Origin of the sequence: Gordonia malaquae (genome assembly GCF_037148075.1) — a bacterium.
In the GTDB taxonomy this organism is placed as follows: domain Bacteria; phylum Actinomycetota; class Actinomycetes; order Mycobacteriales; family Mycobacteriaceae; genus Gordonia; species Gordonia malaquae.
Map to the genome: position 1 here is coordinate 1 of NZ_JBBCUB010000006.1, position 18,361 is coordinate 18,361.

Sequence of the window (18,361 nt, forward strand, 5' to 3'; positions counted from 1 at the left end):
GCAGCGTCTCCACCACACCCGGCGGATGGGAGACCACCGTCCTCACCTCTGGCCCGTTCAAGGGCCGGGTCGGATGGCGACCCTCCGGCTCGACCGAGCCGTGGAAGGTCAGCCACTCGCTGCAGCCGGAGAAGCTGCTCCCTGCGATCCGGGCCACCAAGTCCGGATCGGCAGTGGAGAAATGGCTGTCATGCCGGATCCCGGCACCACCACCGGGACCGCCGGCCCCACCAGGGGTCGACGTGGTGCGCAACCCCGCCTGAAATGGTCAGGCGGGGACACCGTCATGTTCTACAGCACACCGATCCCGACCAGTCCACGATCCGACAGGTCGAACCGGCTGATACGGACGTGCCCGCCCCATTCGTTTCCGCCGACGGTGGTGACGACCCCGTCGTCGACGGTCAGCACGATGTTGGTGTGCTGCCGGAACGGGCTGTCGTGGCCGTACAGCATGACGTCGCCGAGTTTTGGTGTGTAGCCGGACCCCGCGGGCCGGAATCGCTTCTCCGACTGGAAGTACTCGGTGAGCGTGTACACGCCGGGGATGCGCCAGCTGCCGGAGTTCGGGTTGCTGAACTCGCGTCCGGCGGCACGCATCACCCAGCTGACGAAGTCGGCGCACCACTGCTCCTCGACGCCTTCCGAGTACTTGGTTCCCGCCGGCTGCGCGTCGAACTCGGCGCGTGTGACGCTCACCAGTTTCGCCTGGACCGGTGTAAGCAGAGCGGTGTCGACCGCAGGATACGCACGGTTGCGGCTGTCGAGCCATGCCTGCGCGGTGCGCACGGCACCGGTCTGAAATGCGACCACAGTGCCTGCGGCGAGAATCGCGATGACGACTCCGAGTGCGATCAACACACGACGGCGTCGTCGAGGGCGCCGTGAGTCCGTGTGTTCGGCTTCGGTGATCATGACCGCCAACGGTAGCCGAATGTCCGGTGTGCGCGGTCGGTCGAGCCGGATCCTCCAACCGGATGCTCCCTTACAGATCTCCGGGGAGCTTGTCTCGCCGGACGCCCCGCCAACTGGGATGACGTAGATGCCCGGTGGACGTCCAATCCATGAATCGGACGTCGGCCACGATCTTCGGCAGGACCCAGGTGGCGCTCGACGCGACCGGTTTGTCGAGGCTCCCGATGAACGGGCTCCGGCCGATGATCAGCGGTTTCAGCTCTTCGTGGAGTGCGTCGAGATCGGCGTCGGTGAAGCCGGTGCCGACGCGTCCGATGTAGCGGAGGCCGGTATCGGTGGGCAGGCCGATCAGGAGCGACCCGATCGATCCGGACCGGCTGCCGCGGCCGGGGCGGAACCCGCCGACGACCACTTCGATGTCGTTCCAGTTCTTGTGCTTACGCCAGTCCGCGCTGCGTCGCCCGTACTGATACGTGGAGGTGCGGCGCTTGGCGACCACACCCTCCCACCCCTGCTCGCGTGCGTGTTCGGCGGCGGCGGCACCGGGGCCGGGCAGCAGCGGAGGGACGTCGGCGATGGATGCCGCGGTGATCACCGGTGTCAGCTCGTCGAGCACTGCGCGCCGCTGCTCCCAGGGCGCCGACGTCAGGTCGGTTCCGTTCAGTTCGAGCACGTCGAACACCATGTACCGGAGGGTGAACTCCTCGTCGCGGTGATGCCGCGACGCCAGCAGCGTGAAGTCGGTGCGGCCGGTCGCATCGAGAGCGACCATCTCGCCGTCGAGGAGGACGTCGAAGCCGCGAAGTACCGTTCCGAGTTCACGCAGCTCAGGAAAGTCTGCGGTCATGTCGATTCCCGACCGCGACGACAGGCTGACATCGCCGTCGGTGTGTCGAGCCAGGATGCGGTATCCGTCCCACTTGCCTTCGAACGCCCATGCGTCGTCGGTCAACCCGTCGATCAGCTCATCGGCCGCGAGCATCGGGCGGGGTCCGCGGGAGCCTCCCGTGACGACAGTCGGGCCCACTGGCTTCGGCGGCGACGAGCGCAGTCTCGACGACTTCGATTTGCGGTACTCGCCGAGATCGACGGGTGCGCTCGCGATCGGGACCACGGGCGGGTCGAGGTCGGCGAGCAGGTCGCCGGACTCCCGGTGTCGTTCCAGCACGTCGCGGTAGTCGAGCTGAGCGATCGTCGGATCGGCGAGTTCGTCCCACGTTCGGGGTGCGGCGACCCACGGATGCTCCCGGCCGCGTAGGGAGTACGGCGCAAGGGTCGTCTTCGCGGCCGTGTTCTGGCTCCAGTCGAGGAACACCTTCGACTGGCGTGCGGCCTTCGCCATCGTCGCGGTGACCTCGGTCGGGTGTGCGGCCGCGAGCGACGTCGCGATCTGTTTGGCGACGGCGCGTGCCGATTCGCACTTCACCGGCTTGGGGAACCGTGCGTACACGTGAATCCCCTTACCGCCGCTGGTGACGGGGAACGAGGGCAGCCCGGCGTCGGCGAGAACGTCGCGAATGGCGATCGCGACCTCGGCGCAGCGGTGGAGGCTCACGTCGGGCCCGGGGTCGAGGTCGATGACGAGGCGGTCTGTTCGACGGGATTCGTCTCCGGCGGAACCGATTCCGGAGAGATCGATCCGCCATTGGGGGACATGCAGTTCGAGCGCGGCCATCTGGGCCAGCCACACCAGGTCGGCGGCCGATCGTGCGACGGGGTACACGGTCTTGCTCTCGGAGTGCTCGATGGTGAAGCGGGCCAACCAGTCCGGCGTGCCGGGAGGAAGAGCCTTCTCGAAGAACGGGCCCGACCCGGTTCCATGCGGCCACCGTTTGCGGGTGATCGGGCGTGACGCGACGTGCGGGAGCATCGTGTCGGCGATCTCGATGACGTACTGGATCACATCGAACTTGCGGGTCCCGGCCTCCGGGTACATCACCTTCTCGAGGTTGGTGACGGTGATGTGGCGGCCGTCGACCTCCAGCTTGGAACCGGGCATGCGTCGATTCTGCCCCTCCCCGGCGCCGTCGGGCGTGGCAGAATCAGTTTCATGCGTTCGATCTGGAAGGGTGACCTCAGCTTTGGCCTGGTGAACGTGCCGGTCAAGGTGTATTCCGCGACGGAGAGTCACGACCGGAGCTCGCATCAGGTCGACGCATCCGACGGCACCCGCATCCGCTACCGCCGCGTCCGGGAGGGCACCGACACCGAGGTCGAGTTCGCGAGCATCGCCAACTCGTACGAATCGGAGTCGGGCGAGCCGGTGATCCTCACCAAAGACGATCTCGCGCAGCTGCCGGTCACCCGCAGCCCGGAGATCGCGATCCTCGAGTTCGTGCCGATCGATCAGGTCGACCCGATCTACTTCGACAAGCCGTATTATCTGGAGCCGTCGTCGAAATCGCCGAAAGCGTACGTCCTCCTGGCGAAGGCGCTGGAACGGACCGAACGTCTCGCGATCGCCAACTTCACCCTGCGCAACAAGACCCGCCTGGCGGCGTTGCGTGTCATCGACGGTGTGATGACCCTGCAGACCCTGCTCTGGCCCGACGAAGTCCGCGTGCCCGACTTCGCGTTCCAGTCGGCCGACGTGCAGATCCGCGACGCCGAACTGGACATGGCCGCGTCGCTGATCGAGACGATGGCCTCGGACTTCGATCCGTCGCAGTTCGAGGACACCTATCAGATCGAACTCGCCAAGCTGATCGAGGCGAAAGCCGGCGGCGGCGACGCGTTCGTCGAACCGGAAGCGAAGCCGGAGGACGACGGTGACGATGAGGTGGCCGATCTCCTCGCCGCGCTCCGCGCGTCGGTCAAGGATCGTGCCGCGGGCTGACTCCGCCCGATCATGAGGTGATGAGGTCCCACAGGCCAGACGAGCCTGCGGCAACCGCGGCGTCGGCGACTGTGCGATCCCACGACGCGACGGAACCGAACTCGTTGCGCCAGGCCAACGCGGGCCTGCTGAACCGGTGGAGACGATGCTCCGCAGTGGTGCCCATCGCCCCGTGAACCTGGTGCCCTCCGCGCACGACGACGGATGCGGCGTGGCCGACACACGATCGAGCGACCGCGATTCGAAAAGCGGTGGAACCCGCCCAGTCGTTCCGCACCGCTTCGGTGAGCGCCGCTTCCGTCGCCGACCGGGCGAGCGCCGTCTCAGCGGCCATGTCGGCGACGGTGTGCTGCACTGCCTGGAAGCGGGAGAGCGGCCGCCCGAACTGGGTGCGCGCGGACGTGTGATCGAGCGACAGTTGAAGGATCGTGTCCAGCGCGCCGACGGTCGCAGCGGCGCGCGCGAGAGCGCCACGCAGGCGGAACATTTCGCCGGTGTCGTCGGGAACACGGTTCCAGGCGGAGGCGCCGGCATGAACGTGCACTCGATCCCGCGGCTCGCCGGCTCGGTTCCATCCCGCCGTCACATCGACCTCCGATCGCGGGAGATCTGCCACCGCCCATCCGTGGTCGACGGCTCGGAGCGCCACGATCCGCTCGGATTCGGCGGCCCATCCGACCCCGGTGGCCACCCCGTCGTCGTTGATGATGCAGGCGGTCCGGCGAGCGTCGCTCGACGGGAGGTGCGCGCGCCGCAGCAGCCAGCCTGCGAGCAGGTCGTGCTCGACGTACGGGATGGCGACGCCGGCGGTCGCCGCCGCGGTGATCAGCGCGGACGCCTCCGGCCATCCGGCGCCGCTGCCGCCGACCGCCTCCGGCGCTGTGAGACGCGCGAGCCCGAGGTCTACGAGCCGCGGCCAGGGGTCGTCGACCTCGGTGCGGAGAATGTCGTTCATCAGGGCGATGAGGTCCGGATCGACGGTCATCAGCGCATCCCCAGTCCGCGTGCGATCACGCCGCGCAACACTTCGTTGGTTCCGCCTCGGAGCGTGAAACCGGGACGTTGATCGGTAGCGGTCGAGACGAGTCGAGCCAACTCGGGTTGGTGGACATCGTCGCCGAGAATGACGTCGACGTCGTCTGCGATGTCACCTTCGAGTGTTGTCCCGAGCACCTTCACGACGGCGGCGGCGACGTCCGCGTCGTGACCTGCGGCGAGGGTGTGAGCCACCGACTCCGACATCGTGTGCAGCCCGGCGAGGCGAGCGATGTTCGCGCCGAAGGCCGGTGACGAGCGTGCCAGATCAGGTTCATCGGCGAGCTTCGCCACCAGCGGGAACGTGGACAGGAATCGCTCGGGTCCGCTGCGCTCGAACGCCAACTCGCTGGTCACCTGCAGCCAGCCGTTTCCGATGTCGCCGAACACCATCTCGTCGGGGACGAAGACGTCGTCGAGGAGCACCTCGTTGAAGTGGTGAGAACCGTTCATCGATCTGATCGGCGACACGGTCACTCCTGGACCGCGCAGGTCCACGATGAACTGAGACAACCCCGCGTGACGGTCGGAGGTGTCGAGCGGTGAGGTGCGGGCGAGGCAGATGAAGTAGTGCGCTGCATGAGCGCCGGACGTCCAGACCTTGACGCCGCGGACCCGCCAGCCGCCGTCCACCTGCTCGGCCCGGGTGCGAACGGCCGCGAGATCACTGCCCGCGTCGGGCTCGCTCATGCCGATTCCGAAGAACACTTCGCCGGCGACGATCCCGGGCAGTAGTCGCCGGCGCTGCGACTCGGTTCCGAACTTGAGGAGCGAGGGCGAGATCTGACGGTCGGCGATCCAGTGTGCGCCGACGGGTGCTCCTGCGGCGAGCAGTTCCTCGGTCACGGCGAATCGCTCGACGTGGCTGCGCCCGTGGCCTCGGTACTCGGTCGGAACAGTCATGCCGATCCATCCGCGGTGCGCGAGGCGTCGCGTGAACGCCTCGTCCCAGCCGGTCAACCAGCAGTCGACCATCGGAGTGAACCGTCCGTGCGCGAGCTCGTCGGCGACGAACTCGCGCACGTCTGCGCGCAGCTCGGCCAGCGTTCGGTCAGTCATCGGCACCACCTCGAAAGAGACTTTGTGAGGAGTGACACTACCCCTGGCCGAGCGTATGCTCGGTGAGCATGAGTCAACTTACGGAACCTCAGGCAGTGGCCGACTTCCAGCGCAGGGCCGAGTCTCAGCAGATCAGCGATCCCGCCGACCTCGATGCCATCTGGGCCGCACTTCCGACCGTGACGATCGACGACGTGATCGGCGATTGGCGAGGAGGCGAGCTGCCGTCGGGACACCGGCTCGACGGCAGCCTCGCACAGGTGGGCTGGCACGGCAAGTGGCTGCGGAGTCGGTACGACGTCGCGCCGATGGTCTGCCGTGGCGCCGACGGCGAGCTCTACTCGAACCTGGAGATAGGAAAGGGCGCCGCCAGCCTGTGGAACGTCGAGTTCCGAGGTGAGCTGACGGCGACCATGGTCTACGACGGGCAGCCCGTCTTCGATCACTTCAAGCGCGTCGACGAGAACACGTTGATGGGGATCATGAACGGAAGCACGTCACTCGTGCGTGACGAGCACTTCTACTTCTTCCTCGTCCGCGAGTGACGCATCGCGACGCTCGAGGCCGCGGATCGTCGCCGTGCAGCCCGCGACGGCGAGAGCGATGAGGGCGAAACCGAGGCCGAACGTCCCCCAGTCGAACGGGCCCGCGTCGGCCTGGCCGTCCATCTTTCGGGCAGAGCCGGACAGGAATGGCACGATCACGAGGATCGCGAATGCGGCGAGAGTCTCGGCGATCACCACGCGGGGGAACTCGCCGAGCGCGAGCTGAGCGAAGGTCCGTTCGTCGCCTGCGACCCGCGCACGGCGGATCTTCGGGATCAGGACCAGGGCGTTGTACGTTCCCGCTCCGATCATGAACGCGACGAGGATCAGCTTGATCAGCAGGAATCGTCCGTACGACGTGGTCACGAACTGGCTGAACGAACCGAGGTGCACCCAGGTGAGCCAGACTCCGGAGACGGTGATCGCGATGACCGCGCCCATCGCCCAGGTGCTGAAACGGGACCACATCTGCTCCCACGCGCCCGCTTCGTCCGTGGACCCTTCTCCGCCCCCACGACGACGGGCGGCGACGACGCCCGCGGCGGCGAGGACTACGAGACCGCCGACCCAGATGTCGGCGGCGAGGATGTGTGCCAGCTTGAGTTCGCGGTTCGCGATCTTGTCGAGGCTCGTGGACGCAAGGGTGATGCTCGGCATCGCGGCAGCGAGGATGGATGTGACGAATCCGGCCGACGCCAGGCGGGGAGTCGGAGTGGCCGCGAGGTTCCAGAGGATCGCCGCCAGCGCGATGAACAGCACGAACTGGACGGTTCCCATGACTCCGCCGGACATCCAGGTGCCGTCGTCCTTGGGCAGCGTCAGGTAGTCGGTCGCGTGGGTGAACGATGCTGCCTGCGACCACGACACGTCGAGGTCGGACTTCGTCACACGCGCCACGTACTGGAAGAAGCCGCCGAGAAGCGCCAGGACCGCGACGGGGCGGGCGAGCGACGCGAGAGCGGCTTCGGTGCGACCGTCGCGGGCCCGGCTCGGCAACAGGTACGCCAATGCCAGGCACAGTCCCGTCGCGAACGACAGTGCGGTGAAATACCCGATGGTGGTCATGATCTGCCACGCGGGTTTTGATGCGGGCGCCGCGGCGGCCAGCGAGGTTAGGCTATCCATAAGAGCTAGAACTCTAAGCGTTTCCTGAGAACAAGCGCAAGGGGTGGTGCGCGAGCGGGCTGTGAATGACGTGGGCCACAATGGTTCCCATGGGTTCGAACATCGGGCGTGCGCGGCAGAACGAGATCTATCGAGCGGGGATCCACGGGCGCGCCCCGGCGATCCCCACCGACTTCGCGACGCTCGAACGGCGCGCGCAGGCGGTGATGTCCAAGCGTGGGTGGGCCTACATCGGGGGCGGTGCAGGCGAGGGGCGCACGATGGATGCGAACCGGTCTGCCCTCGACCGATGGGCGATCGTACCGCGAGTGCTTCGCGACACGAGCGACCGATCGCTCGAGGTGGAGCTCTTCGGGCAGACGCTGCCCGCGCCGGTGCTGTTCTCCCCGGTCGGCGCAGGAGCGCTCGCTCATGACAGGGCAGACGTCCACATCGGACATGCCGCAGCCGAGCTGGGGCTTCCGTACATCTTCTCCAATCAGGGATGCGCCCCGATGGAAGACGTCGCGGCGGAGATGGAGTCGGTTCGTCCGGGAGCGCCGCGGTGGTTCCAGCTCTACTGGTCCACCGACGACCGGCTGGTCCGGAGTCTCGTGGCCCGTGCGGAGGCGATGGGCGCCGCGGCGATCGCGGTCACGCTCGACACCACGATGCTCGGCTGGCGTCCGCAGGACCTGAACCTGGGTTCGCTGCCGTTCGCGCGAGCCGAGGGCATCAACCAGTACACGTCCGATCCGACGTTCTGGGAGATCGTCGCCGAGCGACTCAAGGGCGCGGTGTCGGAGAAGCCCGAGGTGAGCCTCGGAGCGGTGAAGACTCTGTTCTCCATCGCACGGAACGTGCCCGGCGAACTCCGCCGGAACCTCACCGCGCCCGAGCCGCGTGCGGCGGTCGAGACCTTCTTGGACATCTACTCGCGGCCGTCGTTGAACTGGGACGACATCATGACGCTGAGGGAGATGACAAGCCTGCCGATCGTCCTCAAAGGGGTGCTGCATCCCGACGACGCCCGCCAGGCGGTCGAGCTGGGGATCGACGGCCTGATCGTCTCCAATCACGGTGGGCGTCAGGTGGACGGGTCCATCTCATCGACCGATGCGCTGGTCGACGTCGTCGACGCGGTGAAGGGTCAGATCAAGATTCTCGTCGACTCCGGCTTCTACACCGGATCGGACGTGTTCAAGGCGCTCGCGCTCGGCGCGGACGCCGTCTGCATCGGTCGCCCCCACATGTACGGACTCGCACTGGCCGGGGCCGACGGCGCGCGCGATGCGGTTGCGAACATCGTCGCCGAACTCGATCTCACTCTCGGCCTCTCGGGCCACACGGACGTGACGACCCTGGATCGCTCTGCTCTGAAGCGGGTGTGACCGCGCCTACGGGACGCCGACCACGCGCAATAATGCGGTGGTGGCGGCTGCGGCGACGATGACGACGACGAGCGGCGCCTTGAACCATGCCGCGGCGACGCCGACCGCGACGCCGATCGGTCGGGCGGGGCCCGTGACGTCGTCTCCGGTGAAGAGGGCGCCGGTGAGAGCGACGGCGACCAGCAGGACGATCGTGGCCCGTTCGAGGATCGCCTCGACGGCCGGTGACACCTGCGCCCGCGTGCGCACGAGCAGTCCCGCGAGACGGATCGTGTAGGTTCCGCCGGCCAGCAGCGCGACCGCTCCCACGAACTGCCAGCCGGTCATGCGTCAACTCCTTCCGGCGTCCCGCTCGTCGAGCGCAGTCGAGACGCCGCCCGGCGTCGAGTGAGGAGTCGCCCGAGTGGGATGCCGAGCAGCGCCAGGACCACCGGCAGTCCGGCAGCGACGAAGCCGGCGGTCGCGAGCGCGATGGCCCCGCCGAACACGGACGCCCACCGGGTGCTCGGATCACGCAGCGCAGGGATGGCCAGGGCGGCCATCAGTGCGGGGAACGCCGCGTCGAGGCCGAGGGCCTCGGGAGAGGCGATCACCTGCCCGGCCAATGCTCCGCACAGTGCTCCGAGGGGCCATGAGACGACCACGGCCAGGCCGCAGACGATGAACGCCGCGCGAGCGGCCACGGGATCGCGGTGCGGTGCGGAGTAGACGGCGGTCTCGTCGTTGACGATATGGGCGGCGGCGAGGATGGTCCGGTCCGAACGGAGAAAACGTCCGATGGACAGTGCGTAGGAGAAGTTCCGAACGTTCACCAGGAGACCTGCGAGAGCCCCGACGATCGGGAGGCCGCCCGCGGCGACGACGGAGACCAGGACGAACTCCGACGATCCGGCGAGCACGGTGCACGCCATGATCAGCACCTGCCACCACGCGAGTCCGATGCCGTGTGCGGCCGCCCCGTACGACGCGCCGACCACCCACATCGACGCGCCGATGACGAGGATCTCCCTCGGGACGAGTGTTCTCCATGACGAACGCATGTCCACTATGATGGAACTATGGATGACGTTCGTCAAGATGAACGTTCGGCCACTATGGCGAACGCAACGGTCGACCCGCAGAAACTCGTGGCCGCCGCACTCAAGCGTGAACGCACTCGAGCCGGTCTCTCGATCGCTGAACTCGCACGTCGTGCAGGCATCGGGAAGTCGACGTTGTCGCAGCTCGAGTCGGGTGACGGCAACCCGAGCGTGGAGACCCTGTGGTCGTTGAGCGTGGCACTCGGCATCCAGTTCTCGGCCCTCGTCGACGTTCCACGTCCCGCAGTCGAAGTGATCCGGTTGGGGGAGGGGCCCACCATCACCGCGGGCGAGGCTGATTTCTATGCGGCGACGCTGCTGTCGGCGGCCCGCCACGGAACCCGACGTGACGTCTACCTGATCCGCGCCGACCGCGGCAGGCCGCGCATCTCGCAGCCGCACGCGCGCGGTGTGGTCGAGCATGTGATCCTCTGCGCGGGCAGAGCGCTGGTTGGGCCGACCGAGGCCGCAGTGGAGCTTGCGCCCGGCGACTACGTCAACTATCCCGGCGACGCCGAGCACATCTTCGACGCCCTCGACGACGGCACTATCGCGGTCCTGCTCAGCGAGGCGTGACTGAAATCGTCCCGGAGGGAGCGCCGTGAGGGCGAATCGCCCTCGGGAGGGTCTGTCGGGGACGATCTCAGTCATTTCGCGTGGTTGCGCCCAGCGCGCGTGGAACGCTGGCCGGGCGAGGCCGGGGGTCGCAGGATCAGACCATGACCCGACGGATCCGCCTGAACGCCTTCGACATGAACTGCGTCGCTCACCAGTCGCCCGGCCTCTGGCGGCATCCAGACGACAGGTCGTGGGACTACAACACCCTGGACTACTGGGTGGAACTGGCAAAACTGCTGGAACACGGTCGGTTCGACGGGCTGTTCATCGCTGACGTCCTCGGCACGTACGACGTCTACTCCCAGACCGATGAAGCGGCCATCCGCCAGGGCGCGCAGATTCCGGTCAACGACCCGTTGCTGCTGGTCTCGGCGATGGCTCATGCGACTGAGAACCTCGGATTCGGCATCACGACCGGAACGGGCTTCGAGCATCCGTATCCGTTCGCACGTCGAGTGTCGACACTCGATCACCTCACGCGTGGGCGCATCGGCTGGAACGTCGTCACCGGGTACCTGCCCGCCGCGGCACGCAACATGGGTGACGATCGGCTGCTCGACCACGACGCACGCTACGACCACGCCGACGAGTACCTCACGGTCCTGTACAAGCTTTGGGAGGGGTCGTGGGAAGACGACGCGGTACGACGTGATCGCGACTCCGGCGTGTTCGCCGACCCGGCGAAGGTCCATCACATCGGACATCGTGGTGAGCACTTCACGGTGCCGGGCATCCATCTCGCGGAGCCCTCGACGCAGCGGACGCCGGTGATCTATCAAGCCGGCGCGTCCACTAGGGGAAGCAGGTTCGCTGCGGAGAACGCGGAGGCGATCTTCGTCGCCGCGCCGACCAAGACGATCCTGCGCGATGTCGTCGCCAGAACACGCGACGCGCTCGTCGCCGCAGGTCGTGGACCGTACGACGCTCGCATCTACACCCTCGCCACCGTCATCACCGACAGCACTCCGGAGGCGGCCCGCGAGAAGGCGGTGCAGTACCGGCGCTTCGCGTCAGACGAGGGGTCGCTCGTGTTCATGTCCGGGTGGATGGGCATCGACCTGTCGCGATACAGCCTCGACGATCCGATCGGCGCAGTGGAGTCGAATGCGATTCAATCGGCTGTGGCGGCGTTCTCCCAGGCAGACGAGGACGGGCGCGCATGGCGAGTTCGCGATGTGGCCGCCTGGGGTGGAATCGGGGGAATGGGGCCGGTGCTCATCGGGTCCGGTGACGAGGTCGCCGAGACGCTGATCGACTGGGTGGACGACACCGACGTCGACGGGTTCAATCTCGCCTACGCGGTCACGCCGGGATCGTTCCGCGACGTCGTCGACCATGTGGTGCCCGCGCTCGACGCACGCGGGGCATACCAGTCGGCGTATCAGTCGGGCTCGCTGCGCAACAAGCTGTTCGGACGGGGCGACCGCCTGCCCGACAACCATCGCGGGGCGACGTTCCGCGTCGGAGGGAGTGCGTCGACGATCGACGACTCCGCGCGTCGGACGGCGGTCGGCGTCTGAGATCAGACCAGCGGACGGCCTGTCCGCATCCGCCATCGCACATCGGCCAGCAGCAGGTTGAACGGGAACTTCCGCATCGGAGCGGGCATAAGCTTCACTCCGACGCGCAGGACGGCGTTGTGCGCGTCGAAGATCCGCTTCTGCGTGGGGGTCTGGGTGACACCGAGCTTGTCGCGGAACTCCGGCGGCAGGTACCCGACGGTCAGCAGTTCCGACCACGGACCCATGATCATCGACACGGGTTTGGCGGCGAATTTGAACCGGACCAGCGACTTCAGGTAGCTGCGGATCACATCGTCGAGCTCCATGCTCGCCACGGTCTCGTTCCAGTACACCTCGAAGTCGGCCCTGGTGGCCGGCCACATCTCGGGCGGCATCTGCAGGGTGGTGCCCATGATCGCGCCTTGGCGGTACGCCTCCTCGGTGATGACCGACGGATCGCCGTAAAGGCGGATCATGTCCTCCCAGCCTCGGTACAGGCATGCCGCGACCCAGAGCTGGAGCTTCGCGTCGAACGCGTTGTACTTGACCGGACTTGAACTGGACGACCGAACGTGAGCATGCGACTTGTTGACCGCGTGGCGGTACTTCCGGCGCAGTTCGGCGTCGCCCATGGCGGCGACGGCGAGGTACGTGAGGGTAGTTCGTGTCCGTTTGACCGGATGCTTGAACAGGTTGCCCGTCTCGACTTTGCTCTCGTAGACGCCGTAGCCGACCGCCGGGAGCGTCAGCTGCATGATCACGTTCGCGGGACCGGCCAGCAGTGCGGGTCCGAGCAGGGTCAGATCGGTGATCTGTTGCTCGTCGAGCTCCGCGCGTGTGGCGCGAGGCATCGGATCCGCCTGAAACGACTCGATCGGCTGTGCTGTCATGACACTCCCCAAAGTGATAACGACTGTTTCCTGTTATTGATTCAACGCCCGGCGTCCCGCGGTGTCAAGAGGCGGGGTGTTTATATGGACGGTGTGACCAAGCCTGGTGAGACCGCGAGCGAACTGCGTTCGTACGGCGGGGAGGCGGGCGATGCTCGGGTGGCTCGCCGACGTGCGGCACTCATCGATGCGAGTCTCGACATGCTCACCGAGCCGGAGGTGGGAACTGTCACGGTGCGAGGCATCTGTGCTCGTGCGGGTCTCACTCCGCGGTACTTCTACGAGAGTTTCGACAACGTCGACGCGCTCGCTCGCGCGACGTACGACGGTGTGATCGCCGAGATCGCCGAGCGGGCCGCGGCCGCGTTCGCGCGAGGAGGCGATGCGCGGGGGAAGGTTCGGGCAGCCGTCGAAGCGATCGTCGACGTCATCGAATCCGATCCCCGGACCGGCAGGCTGATCTTCTCCGACACGCTCCGCAGTCCCGTTCTCGCCGGCAGGCGAGCTGATTCTCTGCAGTTGTTCGCGAACCTGACGTCGGAGTCGGCGGCCCAGGTGGCCCGTGTCGGGCAGGCCGATGAGACGATGGCGGCAGCGCATTTCCAGGTGGGCGGCCTCGGCCGCGTCCTCGCCTCGTGGACGGAGGGCCGCCTCGACCTCGATCGCGACCGACTCGTCGCGGTGTGTGTGCGCATGATGCTGCCGATCACGGCGGAGCGGAGCTGACTCGATGACTCGACCGACCACCGGTTCGTGGCGCGACTACGGCGCTGTCCACCTTCCGGCGCCTCTCCGGGCCGCGCTCGAGGCCTTCATGGAGCACGGCTATCACGGCACATCAGTGCGTGACATCGCGTCGCGCGCGGGCTTGTCGGTGCCCGGCCTGTATCACCACTACCCGTCCAAGCAGTCTCTCCTGCAAGGACTGCTCGAGTTGACGATGACCGATCTCCTTCGTCGGTCCGCGCAGGCGATCGAGGAGGCGGGCGACGATCCGGTGACGCAGTTCGACGCGGTCGTCGAGTCGTTGCTGCGCTTCCACATGTTCCGTCGAGAGCAGGCCTTCGTCGGGTCGACCGAGCTCCGGAGCCTCGACGACGACTATCGGCCGACCTACATCGGGCACCGGACGCGTCAGCAGCGGATGGTGGACGAGATCGTTCTCTCCGGCGTCCGGTCGGGTGTGTTCGTCACGGTCGATCCCAAGGGGGCGGCCCGGGCCGTCGCGTCGATGTGCGTCGGTGTCTCGACCTGGTACCGAGTGAACGGCGAACTCGGTGCCGACGAGTTGATCGCCAGAAACCTCGACTACGCCCGTGCGATCGTCGGATACCGACCGGCTCGCTGAGCACTTCTGGGGATCGTCCTTGACGTGACCTGGGTCTCGTGGGACAGTTGTCGCGTGACCGAGCGAGCGCTCGGTCAGAAACGGGGATTGTGCTCATGACGATCGATCTGTCCTACCGTCCCGAGGTAGTCGAGTTGGTGGCTCGGACCGAGCTCTTCATCAACGAACACGTCCTTCCGGTGGAGAACGAGTTCCGCGGCGACGTGACAGCGGCCGGCGGTGACGACCTCCGGCGTGAACTGAACGCCAAGGCCAAGGCCGCCGGTGTGTTCGCGCCGCACGCACCTGTCGAGTTCGGTGGACTCGGGCTCTCGATGTCCGACCGCGCGCCCGTGTTCGAAGCCGCCGGACGGTCGACGTTCGGACCGGTCGCCCTGCACATCGGTGCACCGGACGAGGGCAACGTCCACATGCTCGCCCACGTCGCCGACGACCGTCAGCGTCACGAGTACCTGGCGCCGCTCGCGGCCGGGGCCGTCCGCAGTGCGTTCGCGATGACTGAGCCGTCACCGGGTGCAGGCGCCGATCCGAACGCCCTGTCCACGATGGCGACGCGAGTCGACGGCGGCTGGAAGATCAACGGACGCAAGCGGTTCATCACCGGTGCCGACGGCGCGGGCTTCTTCATCATCATGGCGCGCACATCGGGTGAACCGGGTGACCGCGGCGGTGCGACGATGTTCCTCGCACCCGGCGACACTGACGGCATCAGCGTCGACCGCCATATCCACACCACCGACAAGTCGATGATCGGCGGTCACTGCGAGATGACGTTCACCGACGTCTTCGTTCCCGACGCCGACGTGTTGGGTGAGGTCAACGAGGGTTATCGCTATGCGCAGGTACGCCTGGGTCCCGCCCGCATGACACATGTGATGCGGTGGATGGGCTCGGCGGTCCGCGCGCAGAAGGTCGCGCTCGACTACGTCGAACGGCGGCAGGGATTCGGCGGAAGGCTCGCAGACCTGGGCATGATCCAGCAACTCGTGGCCGACAACGAGATCGATCTCGCCGCGGCGCGCGCACTGCTGGTACGCGCGTGCTGGGAACTCGACCAGGGCTCTCATGCATCGGACTCGACATCGATCGCGAAGACGTTCGGCGCCGAGGCGTTCTCCCGCGTCGTCGACCGCAGCATTCAGATGTGCGGCGGTCTCGGCGTCTCGGAGGACCTGCCGCTGGCTCGTCTCGCCGACGAGTTGCGTCCGTTCCGGATCTACGACGGTCCTTCCGAAGTGCACCGGTGGGCGATCGCCAAGCGTGCTGTCGGACGTGCCCGAAAGGAGCGTCAGGCATGAGTGGTCACGCGGGGCTCGCGGCAGCGGATCTGCGGCGACTGCTTGAGAGCAACGGCGTCGACGTGGTCGGCGACCTGCGGATCGACCTGATCAGCGGCGGCCGGTCCAATCTGACATTCGACGTTCGCGACGACGTTCACCACTGGGTGGCGCGACGCCCGCCGATGGGCGGCCTCACGCCGTCGGCGCACGACATGGAGCGCGAGTGGGCGGTCACCTCGGCGCTCACGCGGACTGACGTTCCAGTCGCGCCGACGGTCGCGATCGACCGGGCCGGTGACGTGATCGGTGCGCCCTGCACCGTGGTCGAGTTCGTCGACGGTGACGTGATCCGCTCGGTGGACGATCTGGCGCGCTTCTCCGACGCGCAGGTGGAGGCATCGATCGATGCGCTGGTCCGGACGCTCGCCGACCTGCACGCCGTCGACTACTCGGCCGTCGGGCTCGCCGAGTTCGGGCGCCCGGAGGGTTTCGCGGCGCGTCAGATCAAGCTGTGGGCCAGGCAGTGGGGCATCGTCAAGACCCGGGAACTCGATGACGTCGACAGGCTGGTCGACATCCTGTCCGACCGAGTTCCTGCAGCCGCGCGCAGCACGATTGTGCACGGCGACTTCCGCATCGACAACACGATTCTCGCGCCCGACGACCCCGGTCGGGTCGCAGCCGTCGTCGACTGGGAGCTGTCGGCGCTCGGCGACCCGATCACCGACGTCGCGCTGATGTGCGTGTACCGCCAGCCGGTGTTCTCGTCGGTCCTCGGATTCGACGCCGCGTGGACCAGCGACCGTCTGCCCGACGCGGACTCGCTCGCCGAGCGTTACGCGCAGGCGACCGGAGCAGACCTCGGCGACTGGGCCTTCTACCTCGGCCTCGCCAACCTGAAGCTGGGAGTCATCGCCGAGGGCATCACCCACCGCGCACTGCAGGGCGGATCGTCCGGCGCGGCGGGCGCGGAAAAGGCCGCTGAGGCCACCGCATCATTCATCGCACAGGGACTGGAGGCCGTGAAATGACTGCACGCAAGGTAGCGCTGGTGACCGGGGGCTCGCGTGGGATCGGAGCGGCTGTCGCGAACCGGTTCGCCCGCGAGGGGTGGGACCTGACGATCAGCGCGCGAGGCCAGGAGGCGCTCGATGCTCGTGCCGACCAGCTCCGCGAGCACGGCGCCCGAGTGCTCTCCGTCGCTGCGGACTCCACCGACGCGGACGCCGTCGCCGCCCTGATCGCCCGCCACGTCGAGGAGTACGGACGCACCGACGCACTCGTCGTCAATGCAGGCATGGGCCTCAAGGGTGGTTTCGCCGACTTCCCTGCCCGGCGCTTCGACCGGCTGTACCAGGTCAACGTGCGTGCGCCGTTCCAGTTGATGCAGGGACTGCTGCCGAGCCTTCGGGCGGCGGTCGACGCAGCAGGGGCGGCGAAGGTCATCGCGATCTCGTCGATCACCGGGGTGTATCCCGAGCCGGAGATGGCGGCGTACGGCGCGACGAAGGCGGCCCTGATCTCGATGTGCGAGACGTTCAACCTCGAGGAGTCGGTGAACGGCGTCTCGGCGACGTCGATCGCGCCCGGCTACGTCGACACGGACATGTCGGAGTGGACAAAAGGGGAGGGGGCGATCCCCGGTGACGAGATGATCTCCGCCGAGGACGTCGCCACCGTCGCCTACGCGGTCTCGCAGCTCTCGCGCTGGGCGGTCCTCCCGCAGGCGGTGCTCACCCGCCCCGGCCCGAACCTGCACCGGGCTTAGCCCCGGGCCGTCGCGACCTTTCGGTTCGTCGAGCGCAGTCGAGACGCCTATCGAGTCCCGTCCCTACCGGAACGACAGGATCCCGTCGGAGGCCAGGTGGCCGTGCTCGTTGACGGACACGACGGTCAGGCCGCTCCGCCCGGAGACGATCTTGGTCACCGACGCGTTCACGAACGTCCTGGACACCGCGGGCCATCCGGCCGGCGGGACACCCCACAGTTGTGACACGAGCAGTCCGATGGTCCCTGCGGACGACGTGATGAGCACGTTCTTTCCGGATCCGGCCAGTTCGGCGGCGCGCTGCGATGCGGCGTGTGTGCGGGCGAGGAACTCCGCGAAGGTCTCGTCGGCGGGCTGGGTTCCGGCGATCCACGCGTCGAGCCCGGCGTCGAGCACCTTCTGGTACGCGGCGCGGTCGGCGAACAGGTCGGCTGCCGCAGTCATGAGTTCTGCAGGCAGCTCGTATTCGTTCCAGTCGGCGTCCACTTGATGATCCGGTCGGGTGCCGAATCCTTCGAGGACGCCGCTCAGTGTGTCCCGTTGGCGCGGGAGGTCGCCGGAGACGGCGGCGTCGAACGTCGGGACGAAGCCCGCGAGTAGCTCGCCGGTGCGTCGGGCCTGGGCGAATCCGAGTTCGGTGAGCCCGGGGCCGGTGCCGTCGGTGCTGCCGACGCCGTACGCGTGTGCAGGTGCTTGACCATGACGGACGAGGTAGATGGCGCCCATCTCAGCAGGCCGTTCTGTGCATGTGGGGGTGGGTGGCGGTGGTCACGTTTCCACCGTAGACGGCCTGCTTCACTTGCCATGCGTCGCGGGTGCTTGCTAGCTTCGCTCCATGACTCGTCAGCTGCACGCGATCCCGGAGGTCACCTACGTGACCACCGCTCTGGGTTGCCGTCTGCCGCTGGCTCGGGTCCTCTGTTGTCGCCGAATGCGCTGAACCAGCCCATTTCTCGCCTGCTCTCCTGCGGGCACTCTCTTTCGTCGCGAT

The 18,361-nt window shown here is 67.3% G+C and carries 18 protein-coding genes and 2 pseudogenes; 11 read left to right on the plus strand and 9 right to left on the minus strand.

The window, feature by feature from the left end:
• Positions 1 to 263: pseudogene (locus WFK36_RS18705) on the plus strand (HNH endonuclease signature motif containing protein); the annotation flags it as partial.
• Between the two features lie 28 nt (positions 264 to 291).
• On the opposite strand, the gene WFK36_RS18710 reads toward WFK36_RS18705, so the two are convergent.
• Both WFK36_RS18710 and ligD read right to left on the minus strand, forming a co-directional pair.
• Entirely contained in the window at positions 292 to 915 is a 624-nt protein-coding gene (locus tag WFK36_RS18710) for a CHAP domain-containing protein (protein ID WP_336793501.1), read from the minus strand.
• 70 nt (positions 916 to 985) lie between these two features.
• Positions 986 to 2,914 carry a non-homologous end-joining DNA ligase gene (gene ligD / locus WFK36_RS18715; RefSeq protein ID WP_008377047.1) on the minus strand — a complete coding sequence of 643 codons (1,929 nt, stop codon included), beginning with the start codon at positions 2,912 to 2,914 and terminating at the stop codon, positions 986 to 988.
• Positions 2,915 to 2,965: 51 nt separating this feature from the next.
• Between ligD and ku the strand changes: the two are divergent.
• Positions 2,966 to 3,739 (plus strand): annotated as a pseudogene (gene ku, locus WFK36_RS18720) (non-homologous end joining protein Ku); the annotation flags it as partial.
• Between the two features lie 22 nt (positions 3,740 to 3,761).
• On the opposite strand, the gene WFK36_RS18725 reads toward ku, so the two are convergent.
• Complete coding sequence (locus tag WFK36_RS18725; RefSeq protein WP_336793502.1) at positions 3,762 to 4,736, minus strand: acyl-CoA dehydrogenase family protein; 975 nt, start codon at positions 4,734 to 4,736, stop codon at positions 3,762 to 3,764.
• Entirely contained in the window at positions 4,736 to 5,845 is a 1,110-nt protein-coding gene (locus WFK36_RS18730; protein WP_336793503.1) for an acyl-CoA dehydrogenase family protein, read from the minus strand. The genes WFK36_RS18725 and WFK36_RS18730 overlap by 1 nt, the downstream gene beginning before the upstream one ends.
• Before the next feature lie 68 nt (positions 5,846 to 5,913).
• On the opposite strand from WFK36_RS18730, the gene WFK36_RS18735 reads away from it, so the two are divergent.
• Positions 5,914 to 6,390: a DUF4334 domain-containing protein gene (locus WFK36_RS18735; protein ID WP_336793504.1), complete on the plus strand. Its 477-nt coding sequence runs from the start codon at positions 5,914 to 5,916 to the stop codon at positions 6,388 to 6,390.
• On the opposite strand, the gene WFK36_RS18740 is transcribed toward WFK36_RS18735, so the two are convergent.
• A complete protein-coding gene (locus WFK36_RS18740) occupies positions 6,343 to 7,515 on the minus strand; it encodes a copper resistance D family protein (RefSeq protein ID WP_336793506.1) in 1,173 nt (390 codons plus the stop codon). The genes WFK36_RS18735 and WFK36_RS18740 overlap by 48 nt on opposite strands.
• A gap of 89 nt (positions 7,516 to 7,604) precedes the next feature.
• Here WFK36_RS18740 and WFK36_RS18745 point away from each other — a divergent pair, with 89 nt between their 5' ends.
• Positions 7,605 to 8,885: an alpha-hydroxy-acid oxidizing protein gene (locus WFK36_RS18745; RefSeq protein ID WP_373278332.1), complete on the plus strand. Its 1,281-nt coding sequence runs from the start codon at positions 7,605 to 7,607 to the stop codon at positions 8,883 to 8,885.
• Positions 8,886 to 8,891: 6 nt separating this feature from the next.
• Here WFK36_RS18745 and WFK36_RS18750 read toward each other — a convergent pair whose 3' ends face one another.
• On the minus strand, positions 8,892 to 9,212 hold the full coding sequence (locus WFK36_RS18750; protein WP_008377058.1) for an AzlD domain-containing protein: 321 nt from the start codon (positions 9,210 to 9,212) through the stop codon (positions 8,892 to 8,894).
• A complete protein-coding gene (locus tag WFK36_RS18755; RefSeq protein ID WP_336793507.1) occupies positions 9,209 to 9,925 on the minus strand; it encodes an AzlC family ABC transporter permease in 717 nt (238 codons plus the stop codon). Before WFK36_RS18755 ends, WFK36_RS18750 begins: the two co-directional genes overlap by 4 nt.
• A gap of 54 nt (positions 9,926 to 9,979) precedes the next feature.
• Here WFK36_RS18755 and WFK36_RS18760 point away from each other — a divergent pair, with 54 nt between their 5' ends.
• Together WFK36_RS18760 and WFK36_RS18765 are read left to right on the plus strand one after the other, a co-directional pair.
• Positions 9,980 to 10,540 carry a helix-turn-helix transcriptional regulator gene (locus WFK36_RS18760; protein ID WP_336793509.1) on the plus strand — a complete coding sequence of 187 codons (561 nt, stop codon included), beginning with the start codon at positions 9,980 to 9,982 and terminating at the stop codon, positions 10,538 to 10,540.
• A gap of 143 nt (positions 10,541 to 10,683) precedes the next feature.
• Positions 10,684 to 12,102 carry an LLM class flavin-dependent oxidoreductase gene (locus tag WFK36_RS18765; protein WP_336793510.1) on the plus strand — a complete coding sequence of 473 codons (1,419 nt, stop codon included), beginning with the start codon at positions 10,684 to 10,686 and terminating at the stop codon, positions 12,100 to 12,102.
• A gap of 2 nt (positions 12,103 to 12,104) precedes the next feature.
• On the opposite strand, the gene WFK36_RS18770 is transcribed toward WFK36_RS18765, so the two are convergent.
• Entirely contained in the window at positions 12,105 to 12,974 is an 870-nt protein-coding gene (locus tag WFK36_RS18770) for an oxygenase MpaB family protein (RefSeq protein WP_336793511.1), read from the minus strand.
• Between the two features lie 84 nt (positions 12,975 to 13,058).
• Here WFK36_RS18770 and WFK36_RS18775 point away from each other — a divergent pair, with 84 nt between their 5' ends.
• From WFK36_RS18775 to WFK36_RS18795, 5 genes are all read left to right on the plus strand, one after another.
• Positions 13,059 to 13,700 (plus strand): TetR/AcrR family transcriptional regulator, encoded by a 642-nt coding sequence (locus tag WFK36_RS18775; protein WP_336793512.1) that lies wholly within the window; start codon positions 13,059 to 13,061, stop codon positions 13,698 to 13,700.
• A 4-nt stretch (positions 13,701 to 13,704) separates the two neighbouring features.
• On the plus strand, positions 13,705 to 14,322 hold the full coding sequence (locus tag WFK36_RS18780) for a TetR/AcrR family transcriptional regulator (protein ID WP_336793514.1): 618 nt from the start codon (positions 13,705 to 13,707) through the stop codon (positions 14,320 to 14,322).
• 95 nt (positions 14,323 to 14,417) lie between these two features.
• Entirely contained in the window at positions 14,418 to 15,620 is a 1,203-nt protein-coding gene (locus tag WFK36_RS18785; RefSeq protein ID WP_336793515.1) for an acyl-CoA dehydrogenase family protein, read from the plus strand.
• A complete protein-coding gene (locus WFK36_RS18790) occupies positions 15,617 to 16,633 on the plus strand; it encodes a phosphotransferase family protein (protein ID WP_008377073.1) in 1,017 nt (338 codons plus the stop codon). The genes WFK36_RS18785 and WFK36_RS18790 overlap by 4 nt, the downstream gene beginning before the upstream one ends.
• Positions 16,630 to 17,370, plus strand: a complete 741-nt coding sequence (locus WFK36_RS18795) for an SDR family NAD(P)-dependent oxidoreductase (RefSeq protein ID WP_336793518.1) — start codon at positions 16,630 to 16,632, stop codon at positions 17,368 to 17,370. The genes WFK36_RS18790 and WFK36_RS18795 overlap by 4 nt, the downstream gene beginning before the upstream one ends.
• A gap of 63 nt (positions 17,371 to 17,433) precedes the next feature.
• On the opposite strand, the gene WFK36_RS18800 is transcribed toward WFK36_RS18795, so the two are convergent.
• Positions 17,434 to 18,096 carry a histidine phosphatase family protein gene (locus WFK36_RS18800; protein ID WP_336793519.1) on the minus strand — a complete coding sequence of 221 codons (663 nt, stop codon included), beginning with the start codon at positions 18,094 to 18,096 and terminating at the stop codon, positions 17,434 to 17,436.
• Between the last annotated feature and the right edge of the window lie 265 nt (positions 18,097 to 18,361).

Excerpts from the sequence above, each read along its gene's own strand:
- WFK36_RS18710 (WP_336793501.1), bottom strand. The coding sequence starts at position 915 with ATGATCACCGAAGCCGAACACACGGACTCACGGCGCCCTCGACGACGC.
- ligD (WP_008377047.1), bottom strand. The coding sequence starts at position 2,914 with ATGCCCGGTTCCAAGCTGGAGGTCGACGGCCGCCACATCACCGTCACC.
- WFK36_RS18725 (WP_336793502.1), bottom strand. The coding sequence starts at position 4,736 with ATGACCGTCGATCCGGACCTCATCGCCCTGATGAACGACATTCTCCGC.
- WFK36_RS18730 (WP_336793503.1), bottom strand. The coding sequence starts at position 5,845 with ATGACTGACCGAACGCTGGCCGAGCTGCGCGCAGACGTGCGCGAGTTC.
- WFK36_RS18735 (WP_336793504.1), top strand. The coding sequence starts at position 5,914 with ATGAGTCAACTTACGGAACCTCAGGCAGTGGCCGACTTCCAGCGCAGG.
- WFK36_RS18740 (WP_336793506.1), bottom strand. The coding sequence starts at position 7,515 with ATGGATAGCCTAACCTCGCTGGCCGCCGCGGCGCCCGCATCAAAACCC.
- WFK36_RS18745 (WP_373278332.1), top strand. The coding sequence starts at position 7,605 with ATGGGTTCGAACATCGGGCGTGCGCGGCAGAACGAGATCTATCGAGCG.
- WFK36_RS18750 (WP_008377058.1), bottom strand. The coding sequence starts at position 9,212 with ATGACCGGCTGGCAGTTCGTGGGAGCGGTCGCGCTGCTGGCCGGCGGA.
- WFK36_RS18755 (WP_336793507.1), bottom strand. The coding sequence starts at position 9,925 with ATGCGTTCGTCATGGAGAACACTCGTCCCGAGGGAGATCCTCGTCATC.
- WFK36_RS18760 (WP_336793509.1), top strand. The coding sequence starts at position 9,980 with ATGGCGAACGCAACGGTCGACCCGCAGAAACTCGTGGCCGCCGCACTC.
- WFK36_RS18765 (WP_336793510.1), top strand. The coding sequence starts at position 10,684 with ATGACCCGACGGATCCGCCTGAACGCCTTCGACATGAACTGCGTCGCT.
- WFK36_RS18770 (WP_336793511.1), bottom strand. The coding sequence starts at position 12,974 with ATGACAGCACAGCCGATCGAGTCGTTTCAGGCGGATCCGATGCCTCGC.
- WFK36_RS18775 (WP_336793512.1), top strand. The coding sequence starts at position 13,059 with ATGGACGGTGTGACCAAGCCTGGTGAGACCGCGAGCGAACTGCGTTCG.
- WFK36_RS18780 (WP_336793514.1), top strand. The coding sequence starts at position 13,705 with ATGACTCGACCGACCACCGGTTCGTGGCGCGACTACGGCGCTGTCCAC.
- WFK36_RS18785 (WP_336793515.1), top strand. The coding sequence starts at position 14,418 with ATGACGATCGATCTGTCCTACCGTCCCGAGGTAGTCGAGTTGGTGGCT.
- WFK36_RS18790 (WP_008377073.1), top strand. The coding sequence starts at position 15,617 with ATGAGTGGTCACGCGGGGCTCGCGGCAGCGGATCTGCGGCGACTGCTT.
- WFK36_RS18795 (WP_336793518.1), top strand. The coding sequence starts at position 16,630 with ATGACTGCACGCAAGGTAGCGCTGGTGACCGGGGGCTCGCGTGGGATC.
- WFK36_RS18800 (WP_336793519.1), bottom strand. The coding sequence starts at position 18,096 with ATGGGCGCCATCTACCTCGTCCGTCATGGTCAAGCACCTGCACACGCG.